This window comes from Flavobacterium aquidurense (assembly GCF_031458035.1).
GTDB lineage: Bacteria > Bacteroidota > Bacteroidia > Flavobacteriales > Flavobacteriaceae > Flavobacterium > Flavobacterium aquidurense_C.
This window is the reverse complement of record NZ_JAVDXR010000012.1, coordinates 38,835-57,220: the sequence shown is the minus strand read 5'-3', so window position 1 is coordinate 57,220 and position 18,386 is coordinate 38,835. Positions and strand designations below refer to the sequence as shown.

Genomic DNA, 18,386 nt, shown 5'->3' with positions numbered 1-18,386 from the left:
TTATTGAATTGTTACCGTGATTTCTTTTTTGATATCTCTTGAAGAATTTCCAAGTTTCAAAGTATATTTTCCTGGTTCTACCGTCCATTTTTTGGTTGCAACATCATAATAAGCCAATTCTTTTACCGGAACTTCAATCGTTACTGTATTTAGATCTCCTGCTTTTACCAATACTTTTTTGAATCCTTTTAATTCTTTTGAAGCACGTGAAATTTTTGAATCCGATTTAGATGCGTACAATTGAACAACCTCTTTTCCGTCTGTTTTTCCAGTATTTTTAACGTCTACAGAAACTGAAATTGTTTCAGAAGGTCCGTAAGATGTTTTATCGCTTTTTGCATTATCGAAAGCAAAAGTCGTGTATGACAATCCGAATCCGAATGGATATAATGGATCGATATTTTTGGTGTCAAACCAGCGGTATCCTACCAAAATTCCTTCTGCGTATTTCACTTCTTTTCCGCCTGGGAAACTGTTTGTGGCATGTGCTGGAGAATCCATTAGTTTTTTAGGCATTGTCCAAGGTAATTTTCCTGACGGATTTACTTTTCCTAACAAGACATCAGCCAAAGCATTTCCACCTTCAGAACCATTGAACCAGCTCCAAACCAAAGCAGAAGTTTTTTTACTTACCGCATCGATATCAAGAGGCGCTCCGGCAATCATAACTACAATTGTTCTTGGGTTAACCGCCAATACTTTCTGAATTAATTCTTCTTGACCGAAAGGTAATTTTAAACTCTGACGATCTGAAGCTTCTGTTTCATAATCGCGGTTCGAACCTGCAAAAATGATCGCAACATCAGACTTTTTAGCTGCTTCAACGGCTTCTAATACTTTTGCAGGATCTAATTTGTCAATAGTTATTGGACCTGTTGCTACAACATTTCCTAAGTTCCCTTTGTTTTTCTCTTCATAACGCTCCAAATATCCTTCGGCATAATTTATTTTGATTGATGAAGGCAGCCTGTTTTGTAAACCTTCTAAAGGCGTAATTTCTCTTTTCGTTTTTACTCCGGCTCCAAATCCGCGCAAAGCATTTTTCTTTGTTGCATTGTTTCCAATTACAGCAATCGATTTAACTCCGTCCAATTTTAAAGGCAATGCATTGTTGTCGTTTTTCAATAAAACTATGGCTTCAGAAGCTATTTTGTAAGCGTCCTGATAATGTGCTTCGGTTGCAATACTTCCTTTTGCACGATCTTTACCGCCCATTGCTTTTACCTGAAATAAAACGTGCAATATTCTTTTAACGTGGATGTCGATTTCTGCTTCTGAAATCTCTTTATTCTTAACTGCGGCAGTTAATTTGTCGGCAAGGAAAAATTCATTGAATGGTTTTGGCGTTCCCATTTCAATATCCAATCCGCTTTTTAACGATTTTACCGTTGAATGTACCGCAGCCCAATCTGAAACTACAACGCCTTTAAATCCCCATTCGTCACGAAGAATTTTATTCAGCATATAATCGTTTTCACATAAATATTCTCCTCTAAATTTATTGTACGCTCCCATTACACTGTAAGCGTGACCTTCTTTTACAGCCGCTTCGAATGCTGGAAGGTAGATTTCACGAAGTGTACGTTCGTCAATTTGAACATCAACAAAATCACGGTTTGTTTCCTGATTATTAGCCGCGAAATGCTTCACACACGCCATCACATCATTATCCTGCAAACCTACAATTAACGGAACTGCAATTTTTTTGTTCAAAAACGGATCTTCACTCATGTACTCATACGTTCTTCCGCCAAGTGGTGATCGAACGATATTGATTGCCGGCGAAAGCAGCATATCTTTATCTCTGGCACGCATTTCCTGTCCTAAACTATTCCCGAATGTATACGCCATATCTCCATTCCACGTTGCAGCAAGTCCACCACCAGCAGGGTAATAAGTTGCAAAATCGTCTGTACGACCCGCCGGAGCCCAGTTGTCACGCGAAATTTCTTCACGAACACCCAAAGGTCCATCAGCCATTTTTAGTTCTGGAATTCCTAAACGTTTTACAGCGCCTGTACTAAACATACTTGTACCGTGTAACATTCCGATTTTTTCCTCAAGTGTCATCTGAGCAACAAGTTTATTAATTTCAGAGTCGAATTCTGAACCTAATGCTTTGCTCTGATGCTCTGTCTGAGCTAAATCTGAACCTTCGCTTTTTGTTTCGTTTTTACAAGAAGTAAATACTACAAAAGCAAATGCTGCCGAGAGAGATATGATTTTGTTTTTCATGGTTTGATAGTTATTAGTTTTTTGTGGTTTTTTAATAGCTTATTGTTTTACGAAATTAAACAGGACAACATCGTTTTCATTTATCTTAAAGTCCCTACTGTAAGTTCCTTTTGAATCAATCGTTACTTTTTCGGTGGCTATGACAGCACCATTATTTTTTTGTTTGATTGCATTTACTTGTTCTCGCGTGAGCTGACTTGGTTTACCCAAAGCCAAATAATCGGCGTAAGCATCATTCACTTTATAGCCAACTTTGTAAATTTCTAAATTGTATTTTCCTTTTTGAAGACCTTCTACTTCAATTTTCACACTTCCTTTAGGTTTAGACGGTAAGTCCTGAATATAATATGCCTGATTATTAACTGAATCTCCGGGATGTGTATTGGTAAAATCCCAAAACAAAACCTGAACATCTCCTTTTGAGTTTTTAGTCGCCCACGACAAAGCATCTTTATTTTGAAGTTCGGTTTCTCCCAATTTATTCATGAAATAATAAGAGAAATAGGCTGGTTTTTTAATTCCCTGCGTATTTAATAATCCGAAACCACCGTGAAAAGGTGTGAATCTTGGACCTGGTTCTTCAAAAATATCCGTAAAAACCCAATACGACATTGAGTTCGCAGCATTGCCAACCTGTTTTATTTTTTGAAGAATATAAGCAGCCGAATGATAACTGTCATGGATTGGATCTGCAGGAGTATATGAGCTGCTCCATTCTGTATAATGCAATTCGAGTTTTGGCTTAGCCGAATTTGAAATCTGTTTGCGGGTATTTATGATCTCACCACTTACACTCCATTCGTCTTTATTCAAAATAGTTCCCGTAGTTCCAAATTCGTCCAAAAAACCTTGTTTTACTCCGTAAGTATGTGTGGAAACAAAATCTAACGGAACATTATTTTTAGCACAAAAATCAATTGTTTCAGGAACCCAACCCGAGCCGGCGGTTGCCGGGCCACCAACTTTATAAGCTGGATTTACGCTTTTTATTCCGCGCGCTGCATATTCATATAATTTGAAATATTCTGCCTGAGTTCCCGTCCAGAAACCTGGGGTTAAATTAGGCTCGTTCCAAACCTCAAAATACCATGTTTTTACTTCTTCAGCACCATAACGCTCTGTAAAATGCTGCGTTAAATTCTGAATTAAATCTTCCCATTTTTTATAATCTTTTGGAGGAGTAACATTTCCTTTCCACCAGAAAATCGTTTCTTTTCCACTGGCTAAAGCCGATGGCATAAATCCTAATTCAACGAATGGTTTCATTTTAATGCTCAATATAAAATCGTACAAAACATCAATATATTGGTAATTGTATTGCGGATTTCCTTTTGAATCTTCTCTGTAAACGCCCATATCATCAGACAATAAACCGTGCATTCTGATGAATTTAAAATCACATTCTTTTTTGGTCATTGCCAGTTGCTGCTGCCAATCGGCGCGTAAACCTTCATTCGCTCTTCCGGCACCTATGCATTCTTTGAACATGTTGTTTAATCCCGAACCTTCGGGACCGGCAGTTTTGTTATAATCGATTTTTATGATTCGTTCTTCAGATTTTACCGCATTTGAATTCTGTCCAAACAAATTAATGTTGATTAGATTGATGAAAATCAGGAATGTTATTAAAATTCTTTTCATATAAAATTTAATTTGGTTTGAATTAAAGATGTAATGTTTATCCTAACAGGTTTTAGAAACCTGTTAGGTATGATGATCCGATCCAATATTCCAAGTTTTAATATCTAATCAGATACCTAACAGGTTTTGGAAACCTGTTAGGATATTTAACTATATTTTTTTGAATCTAATCGCTGTTCCGCCTGCACCGCCTAAATGCAATTTTAATACATCTGAAGCTTTAACGGTTTTCTTAGAAATCGCTACCGATTCCGGATTATGAGTTTCGTCTGTTCCTTCCGCGTCAGCATAAATCTGAGCTTCGTAAGTTGCATTTTTATCTAAGAATGATAAAGAAACATTTACGTCTCTTGCTTTTTCATTGGTAATAGTTCCTAAATACCAATCATTGCTATTTCTGTCTTTACGGGCTGTTGTAATGTATTCTCCAATTTTTCCTTCCAAAACTTTGGTATCTTCCCAATCTGTCGGAACATCTTTTAAGAATTGCAATGCTGGTTTTCCTTCGTAATTTTCAGGAAGGTCGGCCATCATCTGAATTGGAGCATAAATGGTTACATACAAAGCCAATTGCTGCGCTGTTGTTCCATGAACTCTTTTTCCAGGATACCCTTGTTTTACCTCAACATCAAAAATTCCCGGCGTAAAATCCATTGGACCGGAAAGCAGTCTGGTAAAAGGAATAATTGTCAAGTGGTTTGGCGGATTTCCTTCACTCCAGGCGTTGTATTCCTGTCCTCTTGCTGCTTCTCTCGAAATCATGTTTGGATAGGTACGGCGTTCTCCGGTATCTTTTATCGATTCGTGATACAAAACTGCCAAATCATATTGCGCTGCTTTTTCGAGAATGTATCTGAAATAATTCACACCAAATTGTCCGAAGTGATTTTCTTTCATGTTCAATTTTGAGCCTACATGACCAATTTTAACCGTATGAATTCCGAGTTTTTTGTACAAAGCAAAACCTTCATCAACTTCTTTTAAGTAATTGATCAGGTTTGAACCTGTTTCATGATAACCCATAAGTTCCACATTTTTTGCTTTTCCATAAGCTACCACTTTTTCAAGATCGAAATTATCAGCGCTTTTGGTAAAACTAAACATGTGCATGTGATTTTCATACCAAGCCGGCGTCCAGCCTTTATTCCAGCCTTCAATTAATAAATGATGAAATCCTTCTTTGGCTGTAAAATCAATATATTCTTCGGCATGTTTTGTTGTGGCACCTTGTTTGTCGCTTTCCCAAAAAGTATATTTCCCAATGTGCATTCCCCACCAGATTCCGAAATATTTATAAGGTTTGAAGTAGCTTGTGTTTTTTAATTTATTTGGTTCGTTCAGATTTAAAATCAAATAAGAAGTAATTAAATCCGCCGGTTTTTCTCCAATTTGAAGTGTTCTCCATGAAGAAGTAAAACTATCTTTTACACGAACTTTTACGCCATCGGACCACGGCACCAAATCAGATTTCAGTTGTGTTCCCGTTGTATTGACCAAAGTCATACTTGCAAAATCGACCAAATTTGCTTCATGAAAACTTAATGCTAATCCGTTTTTGCTTTCGATCGTTAAAGGCGTCAAAACAGTATCAAGCTTGCTTACCGGCGCATCTTTAAAAAGATATTCGTCACGATTTTCTCTGTTTGCCGGAATCCACCACGCTTTTCCATCTTCTTTTAAGTTAAAAGTCGTTTTTTCATCCATAATGAAAATACTGTCTTTTACATTTTGCTTTGGATACACATATCGAAACGCAACTCCGTCATCAAACGCGCGAAACTGAATCTCCAATTTGCGTTTGTTTCCGCTTTTTTGCTGTAATTCAACGGACAATTGGTTGTAGTGATTTCTAATTTTTTTCTTTTCTCCCCAAACCTGTTCCCAGGTTTCATCAAAAGAAGATTGTTTTACATTTTTGATTTCAAAATCAGTACTTAAATTCTCATTATTTTTTAGTACAAATCCCATATCTGATGGCGTAATCACTTCGGTTTTTCCGTGTGACACAGCATATTTAGGAGCATTTTTTACCAGCTCGAATTTAATTTTATTCTGCCCGTTTGGCGAAGCCAGTTCGTAGGCATTTTTCTGACTGTATCCAATCGTAACTGAAAGTAATAAAGCGGGAAGAATCAGGTTTTTTTTCATGGTATTTTTTCTTAATTCATTTTTATAAATCGGATGAAATTCAAAATCCCATCCGATTTAAAACTAAACTCAAACAAACTTGTTTTTTATGCTCTGTGTGTAATTTTTTCTAACACATAGAAACATAGATTTTGTAAACTTAAATGGGCGTTTCACTTGCATTAAAACATCCCGTCCCGAAGTTTCGGGATCGGGACAATGTGTGAAAAGCAAGCTTTTTTTGTTTACTTTTTGAAGTTCACAAAATCTATGTTTCTATGTGTTTAATTTTTTCTTTCACGCAATTCAACAAATTTTTAATTTTTAATTCTAAATTTTTAATTGTTCGCGATTTGCAACATCTTATTTAACCCACTCTGTTTTAAAAGTGGTTTTTCCGTTTAATGCATTTGGAGCAACTTCAAAATTGTTTCCTTTTTTAGTAACTGTAATTTCCTGAACAGCATCGCCATCTGGTAAAAATACTTTGGCTTTCGCCGAAGTTGTGGCATCGCTTGCATACACTTTTAACGTTAATTTACTCCAATCCATATCTTTGGTTGATTGTGCCAAAGCGATATGAGGCAACGCAGTTCCGTCTTTTACCAAAACCACAATCGGTACTTCGCCCGCTTTGATTTTATGCCAGCCAGACTGGTATACTTTTTTAGTTTGATAGTCAATCCATGTTCCTTCCGGAAGATAAACATCACGTTCTGTCACTTCTTCAAAAAGCGGGGCTACCAGAATACTTGAACCAAATAAATATTCATTATCCACTAACCATGCTCCCGGATCATTTGGAAATTCAACAAACAAAGCGCGCATCATTGGCAATCCTTTTTGCGAACTTTCTTTCGCCTGAGCGTAGATGTATGGCATTAATTCGTAACGCATATTATCGGCTTTTCTAAATCCTGCCAAGAAATCCTTGCTGTATAACCAAGGTTCGCGCGGAGGCTCGCCGTGGCTTCTTACATGCGAAGTGAACATTCCGAAAGGCGCCCATCTTCTGTATAAATTCTCCGGAGATTTCGTTGCAAATCCACCCACGTCATGGCTCCAAAAACTGAAACCGCTTAATCCTAATGAAAGACCGCCTCTTAATTCGGCCGACATTGCACCGTTTGTCGTTTCGGCATCACCACCCCAATGTAAAGGATAACGCTGAGATCCTGCCCACGTACTTCTGGCCCAGATTAAGGTATATCCTTTTTCTTTCTGTGTAATTTCGGCGACAGCCTTATTGTATCTTAACGGATATAAATTGTGCTCGTAGAAACCTGTTCTTCCCGAATGATAAATTCCGTCAGGCGGAGCAGCTTCTCCAAAATCCACTTTGAAAACCGAAACCCCCTGATCGAATAAACGTTTCAGTTTCGCCTGATACCAGGTAACTGTTTCCGGGTTTGAGAAATCTAAAACAGCATCTTCATACGGAAGATTTCCTTTGCGGTCTCTTACCGCCAAATTTTTATCCATGATTTCGTTGAACAACGTGTTTTTTGGAGAGAAATAAGGCAATTGCCACAAACAAACATGAAAACCATCGTCTTTTAAATCAGACATCATCTTTTGAGCGTCCGGAAAACGGTCTTTTGAAAACTCGTAATTATTTCTCCAATCAACATCAAACCAGCCTGTATCAAAGTGAATTACATCTGTCGGAATTTTATATTTACGTAAATCTTTGGCAACATCACGGCCTTCTCTTTCAGAGAAATAAGTGATTCGGCTCATCCAGAAACCAAACGACCAAAGCGGCGGCATGGCAGCTTTTCCGGTTAAATCTGTGTATTGATCTAAAATATCTTTTGGTTCTCCGATGAAAAAGAATAAATCGGCTTCATCATCGCCAATGTACATTTCGTTGGCACTTCCAAAATACCTTCCAAAATCAACCGTAATTGGAGTCGAATGATGCATAAAAACTCCGTAACCGCGGCTGCTCATATAAAACGGAACCGGTTTGTACATCGTTTCGTTCTGAATTCCGTTAGCATCATCAGCCCATAAAACCACTTTTTGTCCACGTTTATTGAATTGCGTGAAAGATTCTCCACAGCCAAATATTTTCTCATCCGGTTCTAAGCTGAAAGCAGCGCCCATACTTCTTGAATAATCACTATTTCTGCGCACGTATGAGAACGGAAGCGTTGGCGTATAGGTATTTTTGAAATCAGTATCGTGAAGTGTACTGGTTAATAATTTTCCGGTTTCATCATAGATTTTCACATGCCATGGTTTAGATAAAATCTCCACAACTCCATGTTTGCTGGTGTATTTATGACCTCCTTCAATTTTAGAATATTTCCACAATTCAGGATGATTTGGCGCAACGCCGTTAATCAGCATTAAAGATTCTTTTTCCGGATGAAATTGCGGTCCTGAAGTCGTTTTGATTCGGATCGTTCGATCGGAGATAAACTGAATCTGGAAAGGCAATTCCGGCGAAGCTTCGTATTCTGTTGTTGGAAATTCGTTTGCTTTCTCGGCATCAGGTTTCATCATCATATTGTTGAAAGCCTGACGTGTTTTGTAGTTGTATCTCAAATATTTTATAGTCCCTTTTCCGGTTGCAGGATCAAAACCTGTTAATTCATCGGCAAAATAAAACGTGTTCAGGTAATTCTGAAAATCTTTGCTAATGTCGATCGGAGCATTCAAAACATCGGCGTTCTGAATTTGTGCCGAAGCTTTTGGCGTCAATAACAATCCCAGGAATAGAGATAAAGAAGCTATTTGTAATTTTTTCATTGGTTAATTTATTGTTAGTTAACCTGCGAGGTTTTCAAAACCTTGTAGGTTTGATGTTGGCTTTTTGAAATGTTATTTATACCTACAAGGTTTTGAAAACCTTGCAGGAATGTTAATTTATTATTCTGCTGTAATGACGATTGTTGATTTTTTCAATCCTTTTGCATTGGCGGTTAATTCCAATCTTCCGGTTTTATTTTCAGACTGAACAACTACAAGGCATTTTCCGTTTAATGCTGTATGTTTTGAACCTTTGTACGGTTCGTGACTTACCGGATCTCCGCTGCAAACCCCTACAATTTTTCCGTTTCCTTTTAATGAAAAACTGATTTCGTTATTTGCTTTTGGAGCCAAAACTCCTTTTTCGTCTAAAATATCAACCGTTACAAATGACAAATCATTTCCATCGGCTTTAATAGTTTCTCTGTCTGCTGTTAATTTTAAACTCGATGGATTTCCGGCTGTTTTGATTTCGGTTTCCAAAACTGTTTTTCCATTTTTACGGGAAATAGCTTTTAAAGTTCCCGGCTGAAAGGGAACTCTCCACATTACATGCAAATCGCCTTCTTTTTTGCTTCTTATTCCAACTGATTTTCCGTTTAGGAATAATTCCACCTCATCGGCATTATTGTAGTAGGCCCAAACATCAACAGTTTGTCCTGCTTTCCAGTTCCAATGCGGAAAAATGTGCAGCACAGTTTTATCTGTCCATTCGCTTTGGTACATATAATAAACATCTTTTGGGAAGCCGGCCAAATCTACAATTCCGAAATACGAACTAACCGAAGGCCATTCGTAAGGCGTTGGTTCTCCGATATAATCAAAACCGGTCCAGATGTACATTCCCGAAAGGAAATCGTGTTTTTTAATCACTTTCCAAGTCGCTTCATGCGTAGAACCCCAAGGCGCCTGTACCTGATCGTAAGCCGAAACGGTGTTCCCAGGATTTCCTTGTGTAAATTTTAAATCCCAACGTACCGGCCATTTTTTAATCGAATCAGAATTGGCGTCATAATAACCACGCGTTTCTAATGCCGAAGTCGTTTCTGTAGCAATGAAAGGTTTATTTGGGAAATTTTTCTGATGATATTCATACGTTTGATGCGCATAATTGTATCCGATAAGATCTAAAACTCCAGAAGCCGCCATTGGATTATAATCAACTTTTGCTTTATCAAACTGCAAATTGATTCCTTCAAGATTCATATTTACCGGCGGATTCATAGCGGCAGTAATCGGTCTGGTTTTATCGTATTGACGAACGATTGCTGATAATTCTTTGGCGATTGTTACACCGCTTTCGTCCCACTGTTGTGGAATTTCATTTCCGATACTCCAAACAAAAATACTTGGATGATTTCGGTCACGAAGCAATTGATCGATTAAATCTTTTTTATGCCATTTATCCCAATCATTTCCGTAATCATATTTGGTTTTGCTTTGTTTCCACATATCAAAAGCTTCATCCATGACAATGAAACCCATTTTATCGCAAAGTTCTAAAAGCTCCGGAGCAGGCGGATTATGTGAAGTTCTGATTCCGTTCACACCCATTCCTTTCAGAATTTCCAATTGGCGTTCGATGGCGCGGGTATTGATCGCAGAACCTAACGGCCCTAAATCATGGTGCATGCAAACGCCTTTGATTTTAACTTGTTTTCCGTTTAAAAGAAATCCTTTGTTCAAATCGAATTTAAAATCCCTGATTCCAAAATTGGTTTTGTATTGATCTACAACTTGGTCATCAACCGAAATCTCGGTAACTGCAGTGTACAATTCTGGTTTTTCAACTGACCACAAAATTGGTGTTTCAATATCGGCTGCTTGTTTAATCGTTTGATTTGCGTTTACTGCAATTGTAATATTTTGAGTAACCGATGTTACTTTGGTACCTTCCTGAAAAATCGTGGTAGTTATAGTTGCTTTTTTTGAAGCCGAATTTTGATTCTGAATCGTAGTTTCAATTTGTAGTGAAGCTTTTTGAGCCGTAACTTTTGGAGTGGTTATGTACGTTCCCCATTGCGCTACATGAAGTTTATCTGTGGTTTCAATCCAGACATTTCTGAAAATTCCTGAGCCGGAATACCAACGCGAATTGGGTTGTTTTGAGTTGTCAACCTTTACAATTATCTCATTTTCTTTGTCTCCATAATTCAAAAACTTCGAAATTTGATATTGAAAACCAATATATCCGTTTGGACGTTTTCCTAAATAATGACCGTTTACCCACACTTCGCTGTTTCTGTAAACGCCGTCAAAAGTGATTGAAGTTATTTTTGTACTGTCTTCAGCAGCCACTTTAAATATTTTTTTATACCAGCCCAAACCTCCGTTAAGTGATCCTCCGCCATATCCGGCCGGACTTTTTTCGTCAAATTTACCTTCGATACTCCAGTCATGAGGAACGTTTAAAGTTTGCCATTTCGTTGCAGTTCCGATGGTGTCTTTATCTGCTAAACTATCATTTAAGTGAAAACTCCAATCCGAATTAAAAGAAACTTTACGGTTACTAAATTTTTCATCATTTGAATTCTTGCATGCCGTCAACAGAAGAAAGCAAACAAAGAGTAATCCTATTTTTTTTAATGAAGATGGCTGAAACATAGTATTATAAATTTTAAATAATCCGAATTAGTTTGCTTATTTACAGATTCTTATTCCATTAAAACCTGTTTCATTCAAACTCTTAAATGGTTGTTCTGAAACTTATTTTCAACTTATGGTAAGTTTGACTACAAGTGTAAAACTTTTTTTCTATATTAGCAAAATATTAAGGGTATTTTTTACCTATTCTGATTTATCCAGTGGTAATTTTATCAATCTAATAAGTATTTACAGTAAATCAGAATAAAAATTACCTAAAAATAAACAAACTATCATTTTGATAATCAAATATTTAAAGAATTTTCATTTTGAACCTTATTTTTCTATCAATTTCAAATTGCTGATTATTAGCTTTTTGTTCTTTTTAAAAAATAATACAGAATCCTAAACGATAGTTATGCACTTAATTTATTTAATTTGTCAAAATTTATTTCATCCATGAATAGTAAAGCAGATGACGGCCCGGTTGAAAAAAATGAACAAAATGCGATGAATGCCATCACGATTGACTGCGTCATTTTTGGTTTTGATAAAGGAAGTCTGGAAGTGCTTTTAATACAGCACGGAGAAGGAATCAGTAAAGGAAAATGGGGTCTTCCGGGAGGATGGATTTTCAAAAAAGAAAGTACAGACGACGCCGCGCATCGCTTATTGAATGAGCTGACAGGTCTTGACAATATTTATTTGGAGCAGTTAAAAGCTTTCGGAGATCCAAATCGTTTTCCGCTTCGACGCGTGATTACGATTGGGTATTATGCACTGGTAAAAAAGGAAGATTACAATATTAAGGCAGGTTTTACAGCTTCTGATGCCAAATGGTACAAAATAAATGCAATTCCGGATTTAATTTACGACCATAACGAAATTCTGGCGTATAGTCTGAAACAGCTTCGAAACAGAGTTCGGCAGGCACCCATTGGATTTAATCTTTTGCCTGAAAAATTCACTTTACTGCAATTGATGCATTTGTATGAAGAAATTTTAGGAGTTGAAATGGACAAATCGAATTTCAGACGAAAAATTCTGCACATGAAATTACTGGTGGCATTGGATGAAAAACAGCAGGATGTATCGCATCGGGCGGCACAATTGTACAAATTTGATCCTGCCATTTATAAAAAACTAACTGAAAAAGGATTTAATTTCGAATTTTAATGAACCACAGATCTTCAAAAAGCAGCATCAAAATAGAGCACGGGTCGGCAGAAAACAATAAAAATGCTGTCGACGGCATCACTATTGACTGCGTTATTTTTTCTTTCGATAAAAAAAACCTTGAAGTGCTTTTAGTGCAGCATGCCGAAGGAGAAAGTGAAGGAAAATGGGGACTTCTTGGCGGCTATCTAAAAAGGGACGAAAGCACTGATGAAGCTGCTCAGCGAATTTTATACGAACTCACAAGTCTGGACAACATTTATCTGGAGCAGTTAAAAGCATTTACAGATCCGGATCGCGTGAGTGATAAACGAGTAATAACGATTGGTTATTATACTTTGGTAAACCGCGAAGATTACAATATTAAAGCAGGTTTCACCTTGAAAGAAGCGAAATGGTACAAAATTGAGGACATTCCGAATTTGATTTTTGACCATAATGAAATACTGGAATTTAGCTTAATGCAACTTCGTAACAGAGTACGTCAGGCGCCGATCGGTTTTAATCTTTTGCCAGAAAAATTCACTTTATTGCAGCTCATGCATTTGTACGAAGAAATATTGGGAATTGAATTGGACAAATCAAATTTCCGAAGAAAAATTCTCCACATGAAATTGCTGGTTGAATTAGATGAAAAACAAAAAGACGTTTCGCACAGAGCGGCCAAATTGTACAAATTTGATGCTGCTATTTACAAGAAACTGACCGAAAAAGGATTTAATTTTGAATTTTAGAGTAGGTTTTGAATTTGAGAATCCAACAATCAGACAACTACATTCCAGAATCCAAAACTTTGCGCTATCTTTGCGCCTTAATATCATGCTCTAAGGCATCTGCCGAAGGGCAAATTTATACCCGAAAATTACTAAAACTCGCATAAGAGAATTGACATAATAACAATGAAGAAGATACGTAACTTTTGCATTATTGCACACATTGACCACGGTAAAAGTACACTGGCAGACCGATTATTAGGCGCTACACAAACCGTTACAGCTCGTGAAGAAAAAGCACAATTGCTTGACAACATGGACCTGGAGCGCGAGCGTGGAATCACCATTAAAAGTCACGCCATTCAAATGGAATACACTTATAAAGGCGAGGAATATATTTTAAATTTAATTGATACTCCCGGTCACGTTGACTTTTCATACGAAGTTTCACGATCTATTGCGGCCTGTGAAGGTGCGCTTTTGATTGTTGATGCTGCACAAAGTATTCAGGCACAAACGATTTCAAACTTATATTTGGCTTTAGAGAATGACCTGGAAATTATTCCGGTTTTGAATAAAGTTGATTTACCAAGTGCTAACCCTGAAGAAGTTAGTGATGATATTATTGATTTATTAGGATGTAAATTAGAAGATATTATTCATGCTTCGGGAAAAACAGGTTTTGGTGTTGAGAATATCTTAGCGGCCATTATCGAAAAAATTCCTGCTCCTAAAGGAAATGTTGATGAACCGTTACAGGCTCTGATTTTTGATTCACATTATAATCCATTTCGTGGAATCGAAGTAATCTTTAGAGTAATGAACGGAGAAATTCGTAAAGGGCAAAAAATTAAATTCATGGCTACCGGCAATGAATATTTTGCTGATGAAGTAGGAACATTGAAATTAAATCAGGTTCCGAAAAACGTGATTTCTACCGGAGATGTTGGGTATTTGATTTCTGGAATTAAAGAAGCGAAAGAAGTAAAAGTTGGTGATACATTGACAGATGCAAAAACGCCAACTACTAATATGATTACTGGTTTTGAGGATGTAAAACCAATGGTATTCGCTGGAATTTATCCTGTTGATACTGAAGATTATGAAGATTTGCGTTCTTCTATGGAAAAACTGCAATTGAATGATGCTTCGTTAGTTTTTACTCCTGAAAGTTCTGCGGCTTTAGGATTTGGTTTCCGTTGTGGATTCTTAGGAATGCTTCACATGGAAATTATTCAGGAGCGTTTAGAGCGCGAGTTCGATATGACTGTAATTACTACAGTTCCTAACGTTTCGTACTTGGCTTATACCAAAAAAGATCCTGAAACTCCATTCGTAGTTAACAATCCTTCTGACTTACCTGAACCATCTCGTTTAGACAGAGTTGAAGAACCATATATTAAAGCAACCATTATTACAAAATCTGATTTCGTAGGAAACGTAATGAGTTTGTGTATCGAAAAACGTGGTCAAATTACCAATCAAACGTACTTGACAACTGAAAGGGTTGAATTGAATTTTGATATGCCTTTGGCGGAAATTGTATTCGATTTTTACGATCGTTTAAAAACAGTTTCTAAAGGTTATGCTTCTTTTGATTATTCTCCAATCGGAATGAGAACTTCGAAATTAGTAAAACTGGATGTTCTTTTGAATGCACAAACGGTTGATGCACTTTCAGCTTTGATTCACGAAGATAACGCGTACAACATCGGTAAAAAAATGACCGAGAAATTACGCGAATTGATTCCGAGACAACAGTTTGATATTCCGATTCAGGCAGCAATTGGGGCAAAAATTATTGCTCGTGAGACTATTAAAGCGCTTCGTAAAGACGTTACTGCAAAATGTTATGGTGGAGATATTTCGCGTAAGCGTAAATTGCTGGAAAAACAGAAAAAAGGTAAAAAACGTATGAGACAAGTTGGAAACGTTGAGATTCCGCAAGAAGCTTTTATGGCGGTATTGAAATTGAATGACTAGTCTTTTTTAGAGGATAGAAGAAAGAAGAAAGAAGAAAGAAGAAAGATTAAAGATTAAAGAATATAGAGAAAACCTGATGATGAAAATTGTCAGGTTTTTTTGTTTTTATGGAAATACATTGCGGAGACGCACTGCTGTGCGCCTCTACGTAAAACTGTACGGATAAACTGTGCGTCTCAATACTAAAATGGGACACAATTAAATTCAAAACCTTTGTATCTTTGAGCCTCTGAACCTTTGAACCTCAAAAGAAAAAAATGCTCGACGAATCTCCAAAACGTTTTGACCGGATTGTGGCAATCCTGATTCAATTACAATCCAAGAAAATTGTAAAAGCGCAGGAATTGGCGAATCGTTTTGAAGTTAGTTTAAGAACGATTTATCGGGACATTCGAACTTTGGAAGCATCCGGAGTTCCCATTTACAGTGAGGCTGGAGTTGGTTATGCTTTGATGGACGGTTACCGATTGCCTCCCGTTATGTTTACGCGCGAAGAGGTTAGCAGTTTTATTGCCGCCGAAAAACTAATGCAGAAATTTACTGATCCGGCTCTTGGAAATCATTATGCTTCGGCGATGTTCAAATTAAAATCGGTGTTACGAAGCACAGATAAAGACTGGCTTTCGAATATTGAATCGAAAGTTGTCATGCAGACTGCCGAACCAATGTTTAATGACAATTCTCCCAACACTTTGGCGGTTCTTTTTGAAAGTATTGCCGAGAAAAAACAAATTCTCCTAACGTACAAAACCATAGAAGCCGAGGAGGCAAGCAACAGAAATATTGAACCCGTTGGTATTTTTCATGACAACAACAATTGGTATTTTTTAGGCTACTGCCATTTGAGAAAAGATTACCGACAATTTAGAACAGACAGGATTCAGGGAATTCAAAAAACGGATTGTGATTTTACGATCGAACATGATTCTTTAGAAACCTATCTCACTAAAACAGAAACAATTCCGACAATAAAAGTCCGAATTTTAATAGAGAAGAAAATCGCAAGATATCTGGAAACAGAGCGAAAATACCACGGCTATATCTCCGAAAAAGAAATCGACGGAAAAATAGAAATGACTTTTATGGCTCGTGATATTGAAAACGGTTTTCCGCGTTGGTTTTTAATGTTTGGTGATTACGCCACCATCTTGGAACCCGAAAAACTTAAAGTCCGTGCTTTGGAATTGCTGGAAATTAATCGAAAAAGACTTTTATAAAGCGTTAGGTAATTATTAAACACATAGAAAACATAGTTTTGATGTTTAAGAAAGTCCTAACAAAGAAATACATTTCTTTCACATAGCAAGCTTTGTGTTTTTAAAAAAGTGAAACGCCTTTTCTAAAAGAACAAAACCTATGTTTCTATGTGTTTAAATAGATTACTATAAAAAACTCCTAAAGAGAAATTCTAATTTTCATCTTTAGGAGTTTTTTAATTAGAGTTTCGTAAATTTTATCTTTCCCAGAAAAAAGGAGGTTCAATTCCTAAGGCTCTTAAATATACGTATCCTTGTCCGCGATGATGTATTTCATTATCAACAAAATATAAGATATTCTGGATAATCGGGAATTCATATTGACCAAAAAGCTTAAAAGTTTCATTAAAATCTTCAATGCTCAATTTTTGCCAATTTTCATTGATTTCTGCTGTTGCCTCATCCCATTTTTCAAGATATTGTGCTTTAAAAATCAATTTTTCAGTTCCTTCCGTGTAAGGTGCACTATCTCTGTTTACAATTCCTTTTAGTGCCGGAGCTCCAATAGCCAAAAGTTCATCGACTAATTTAGAAAAAGGTCGCATTCCTCCTATTGAAAATTCGAAGAAATCTTTCTCAGGAAAAGCTTCAATTACGCGGCGTGTCAAAGCGCGATGACCTTGCCAGTGTTTCAACAAATCTTCAGGAGTAATTACTTGGGCTTCTAGTGTTTTCATAATTTAAAAGTTTTAATTTGTTTAATACTTCAAAATTAAATTGGGTTGGTGACAACAGTTTGTCAACAGGAAAATAAAAATATTTTATTTTTTATTTTCCTGTTGACAAACGTAGAGGCGCACAGCAGTGCGTCTCCCGCATCGTAATCACAATAGTAATCCGTACATAAAAAACCCGACAGGTTTAACACAGATGTAACCACAATAGTAATCGATAACATAACCTGAGACGCACTGCTGTGCGCCTCTACGGATAAAATGTGTGAAAAGATTTTTGGCAATCTTTATTTACTCTTTAACCATTCAAATAAACGGTTCGTATCTTCATATTTAAACAATTGCGTTCCTTCGTTCATTGTTGCAGCAGAACCACAGGCAACACCCCAGCGAATCACTTCTTTGAGGCTTTTGTTTTGGGACAACGCCCAAACCATTCCTCCCACCATGCTGTCTCCGGCTCCAACGGTACTTTTTTTGGCAACATTAGGCGCGGGTACGTACTCAAAATCATCTTTTGTAACCAAAACGGCACCCTGCGGGCCAAGTGAAACTACTACAATTTCTGCTCCACCATTGGAAATTATTTTTTTGGCGGCTTCGTTTACTTCTTCCATTTCCAAACGCTCCACTCCAACAAGTTTTGCCAACTCGCCAACATTTGGTTTAATTAAATAAGTCCCCGTTTCCAGAACTTTCTTTAAAGCGTCACCAGAGGTATCAACGATTAATTTTGAATTGGCTGTTTTAGCGATTTCGGCAACTTTCTGATAAAAATCGGAAGATAAACCTTCGTTTAAACTTCCGCTTGCGACTAAAAATTTGGGTTTTAAACTGGCCACGGCATCAAGCACCGCTTTTTCTTCCTCTTTTGTTATTTCTCCTCCTGTAAAACCAAAACGATATTGTGAATTAGTGTTCTCATCTACCGCTACAAAGCTTTCACGTGTCCAGGTCTGAATTGGAATTGCCTGAAACCCGATTGATTCTTTGGCTACCAATTCTTCCAGCATTTTCCCTAAAGGTCCACCGGACGTAAAAACGGCCAATGAATTTCCTCCTAGTCTTGATATGGCTTTAGAAACATTGATTCCGCCACCGCCGGCATCAAATCTTGGTTCTGAACAACGAATTTTTTGTTCGGCAACCAAACCTTTAAAGTGAGTGCTTTTGTCCAAAGCCGGATTTACTGTGAGTGTAATAATATCTTGTGAATTCATTTTTTTATTTTAAGAATGTTT

Annotated in this window: 11 protein-coding genes; 4 read left to right on the top strand and 7 right to left on the bottom strand. The window is 37.1% G+C overall.

The features are described from left to right. The 5 genes from J2X17_RS16940 to J2X17_RS16920 all read right to left on the bottom strand — a co-directional run bounded on the left by J2X17_RS16940 (position 1) and on the right by J2X17_RS16920 (position 11,364). The gene (locus J2X17_RS16940; RefSeq protein WP_310300637.1) at positions 1-2,235 is read right to left on the bottom strand and encodes a glycoside hydrolase family 3 C-terminal domain-containing protein; all 2,235 of its coding nucleotides are present in this window, start codon (positions 2,233-2,235) and stop codon (positions 1-3) included. Between the two features lie 39 nt (positions 2,236-2,274). Further along, positions 2,275-3,876 carry a GH39 family glycosyl hydrolase gene (locus J2X17_RS16935; RefSeq protein WP_310300634.1) on the bottom strand — a complete coding sequence of 534 codons (1,602 nt, stop codon included), beginning with the start codon at positions 3,874-3,876 and terminating at the stop codon, positions 2,275-2,277. 150 nt (positions 3,877-4,026) lie between these two features. Further along, complete coding sequence (locus J2X17_RS16930) at positions 4,027-6,024, bottom strand: glycoside hydrolase family 97 protein (RefSeq protein ID WP_310300631.1); 1,998 nt, start codon at positions 6,022-6,024, stop codon at positions 4,027-4,029. A gap of 342 nt (positions 6,025-6,366) precedes the next feature. Beyond that, entirely contained in the window at positions 6,367-8,760 is a 2,394-nt protein-coding gene (locus J2X17_RS16925; RefSeq protein ID WP_310300628.1) for a glycoside hydrolase family 31 protein, read from the bottom strand. A gap of 120 nt (positions 8,761-8,880) precedes the next feature. After that, positions 8,881-11,364, bottom strand: a complete 2,484-nt coding sequence (locus J2X17_RS16920; protein WP_310300626.1) for a glycoside hydrolase family 2 TIM barrel-domain containing protein — start codon at positions 11,362-11,364, stop codon at positions 8,881-8,883. Between the two features lie 438 nt (positions 11,365-11,802). Here J2X17_RS16920 and J2X17_RS16915 point away from each other — a divergent pair, with 438 nt between their 5' ends. The 4 genes from J2X17_RS16915 (at position 11,803) to J2X17_RS16900 (ending at position 16,432) form a co-directional block, all read left to right on the top strand. Beyond that, entirely contained in the window at positions 11,803-12,519 is a 717-nt protein-coding gene (locus J2X17_RS16915) for an NUDIX hydrolase (protein WP_310300623.1), read from the top strand. Next, positions 12,519-13,253 carry an NUDIX hydrolase gene (locus J2X17_RS16910; RefSeq protein ID WP_310300620.1) on the top strand — a complete coding sequence of 245 codons (735 nt, stop codon included), beginning with the start codon at positions 12,519-12,521 and terminating at the stop codon, positions 13,251-13,253. Before J2X17_RS16915 ends, J2X17_RS16910 begins: the two co-directional genes overlap by 1 nt. Before the next feature lie 165 nt (positions 13,254-13,418). Next, entirely contained in the window at positions 13,419-15,215 is a 1,797-nt protein-coding gene (lepA, locus tag J2X17_RS16905) for a translation elongation factor 4 (protein WP_310300617.1), read from the top strand. A gap of 257 nt (positions 15,216-15,472) precedes the next feature. Next, positions 15,473-16,432, top strand: a complete 960-nt coding sequence (locus tag J2X17_RS16900) for a helix-turn-helix transcriptional regulator (protein WP_310300614.1) — start codon at positions 15,473-15,475, stop codon at positions 16,430-16,432. Between the two features lie 236 nt (positions 16,433-16,668). On the opposite strand, the gene J2X17_RS16895 is transcribed toward J2X17_RS16900, so the two are convergent. Both J2X17_RS16895 and J2X17_RS16890 read right to left on the bottom strand, forming a co-directional pair. After that, positions 16,669-17,148, bottom strand: a complete 480-nt coding sequence (locus J2X17_RS16895; protein WP_310300612.1) for a DinB family protein — start codon at positions 17,146-17,148, stop codon at positions 16,669-16,671. 284 nt (positions 17,149-17,432) lie between these two features. Then, positions 17,433-18,365, bottom strand: coding sequence for a 1-phosphofructokinase family hexose kinase (locus J2X17_RS16890; protein WP_310300609.1), 933 nt, complete (start codon positions 18,363-18,365; stop codon positions 17,433-17,435). Positions 18,366-18,386 lie beyond the last annotated feature (21 nt).

What these genes read in the sequence shown, in the direction of transcription:
- J2X17_RS16940 (WP_310300637.1), bottom strand. Translation starts at nt 2,235, where the DNA reads ATGAAAAACAAAATCATATCTCTCTCGGCAGCATTTGCTTTTGTAGTA.
- J2X17_RS16935 (WP_310300634.1), bottom strand. Translation starts at nt 3,876, where the DNA reads ATGAAAAGAATTTTAATAACATTCCTGATTTTCATCAATCTAATCAAC.
- J2X17_RS16930 (WP_310300631.1), bottom strand. Translation starts at nt 6,024, where the DNA reads ATGAAAAAAAACCTGATTCTTCCCGCTTTATTACTTTCAGTTACGATT.
- J2X17_RS16925 (WP_310300628.1), bottom strand. Translation starts at nt 8,760, where the DNA reads ATGAAAAAATTACAAATAGCTTCTTTATCTCTATTCCTGGGATTGTTA.
- J2X17_RS16920 (WP_310300626.1), bottom strand. Translation starts at nt 11,364, where the DNA reads ATGTTTCAGCCATCTTCATTAAAAAAAATAGGATTACTCTTTGTTTGC.
- J2X17_RS16915 (WP_310300623.1), top strand. Translation starts at nt 11,803, where the DNA reads ATGAATAGTAAAGCAGATGACGGCCCGGTTGAAAAAAATGAACAAAAT.
- J2X17_RS16910 (WP_310300620.1), top strand. Translation starts at nt 12,519, where the DNA reads ATGAACCACAGATCTTCAAAAAGCAGCATCAAAATAGAGCACGGGTCG.
- lepA (WP_310300617.1), top strand. Translation starts at nt 13,419, where the DNA reads ATGAAGAAGATACGTAACTTTTGCATTATTGCACACATTGACCACGGT.
- J2X17_RS16900 (WP_310300614.1), top strand. Translation starts at nt 15,473, where the DNA reads ATGCTCGACGAATCTCCAAAACGTTTTGACCGGATTGTGGCAATCCTG.
- J2X17_RS16895 (WP_310300612.1), bottom strand. Translation starts at nt 17,148, where the DNA reads ATGAAAACACTAGAAGCCCAAGTAATTACTCCTGAAGATTTGTTGAAA.
- J2X17_RS16890 (WP_310300609.1), bottom strand. Translation starts at nt 18,365, where the DNA reads ATGAATTCACAAGATATTATTACACTCACAGTAAATCCGGCTTTGGAC.